The sequence below is a fragment of the Acidiphilium sp. AL genome (genome assembly GCF_025499445.1).
GTDB classification, from domain to species: Bacteria; Pseudomonadota; Alphaproteobacteria; order Acetobacterales; family Acetobacteraceae; genus Acidiphilium; species Acidiphilium iwatense.
In genome coordinates this window covers 1-1,324 of the sequence record NZ_JAIMBZ010000117.1, presented here as the reverse complement: position 1 = coordinate 1,324, position 1,324 = coordinate 1, and the positions used below count along the sequence as shown (strand labels likewise).

General features: G+C 53.8%; 1 protein-coding gene. It reads left to right on the top strand.

Going from position 1 to position 1,324, the window contains the following annotated elements:
• Positions 1-856 precede the first annotated feature (856 nt).
• The gene (locus AiwAL_RS20185) at positions 857-1,219 is read left to right on the top strand and encodes a TraK family protein (protein WP_235706312.1); all 363 of its coding nucleotides are present in this window, start codon (positions 857-859) and stop codon (positions 1,217-1,219) included.
• Positions 1,220-1,324 lie beyond the last annotated feature (105 nt).

The window sequence follows — 1,324 nt, the reverse complement described above, 5'->3', positions numbered from 1 at the left end:
ATCATCGCACGCCTCGGTGGCTGGAACTGCTACTACAAGCCGCCAGGACCAAAAAACATGCGCGCCGGATGGGCACGCTTCGCCTCCATGGCCACAGGATTCATCATCGCGGCTCAGTCAAATGCGTGAATCCCGTAGCCTAATAGCCTAATAGCCTAATAGGCCCAGTGACCGCGAAGCTGTGCGTTTTGGCCGCCGGCAGAAAATGCTTTGTTCCCACACTTTGAACTGGAAAGTTGCAGATTCAGGCGGGAATGGGCGCGACTTTCGACATTTCGCCGACCCGTGCTGATCCAGCGACCGCGGGAAAGTCCTGTATCTCCCAGAGTTGGAGTGCAGACTTTTGACGAAATGCCCGTTTCGTAAGGAGTTCAACCCGTTGTTTCATCTCTTGGAGGCTGAAAGGGGAGCCGACACGAAAGTATCTTCGCTGTACGCCAGACATGAACGCCGCAAGAACGTTTGTCCGTTTTCCCGGCCGAAAACGGCCTTGTCCATGTTCTCATTGGCTGGCGAGGTTCTCGGACATTCTTGAAACCGTCCGATAAATTCTCGATTCCCGGACAAGCGTACGTAAACGATACTTTCGTGTCGGCTCCCCTGAAACCAGGATGCAGGTTCCAGAATGGCCAAAACGCACAGCTTCGCGGTCACTGGGCCTAATAAGAACAAATGGTAGGGGCATTGGTTTGACATAGGTTAGTCATTGGAAGGCATCTCTGTCTCTCCGGGAAACGGAGAACCAATGGGTCCGCAATGTGAAAACAATTAGTATCCTATGCTTAGGCAATGAGTAGACAATGCCTAGACCACGATTACTCTTGCTGGTTCCTTGTTGGGAATGTATCGTCTCCGAATGGCCGAAAAGACACCACCCAAGTTTTACGGAGCCGCCCGTGTGGCCGTGCGTGCAATGCGCGATGTAATCGAGGCGGAGCTGGCCGCGGGACTCACGCTCAAAGAGATTCATCAAAAATATCGAGACAGATGCACCGTCTCGTATGAGCGGTTCCGTATTCACATCTCGCGTGAAATTACCGGCACCGCCGGTTCACGGGGTGGCCAGGTGCCACTGTTCTACAAGCAGAAGCCTCCTAGCCTACAGGTTAGGCCGATCGAGAGAGACGGAAATACGCATATCGAAGCGCCGGCGCCACCGCCATTTCAAGATCAACGGAGTTTTCCGGTATCTGCTCATCCTGGTCCGTCGGCCAGTTGAATCGATTGTGAATTGACGTGACCACGGCGGATACGATTCGACGGGAGGCGTGAGCGAGCTTCCTGACCTGTCCCTTCTATCGCATGCTGAGAAAGACGCGCTGAT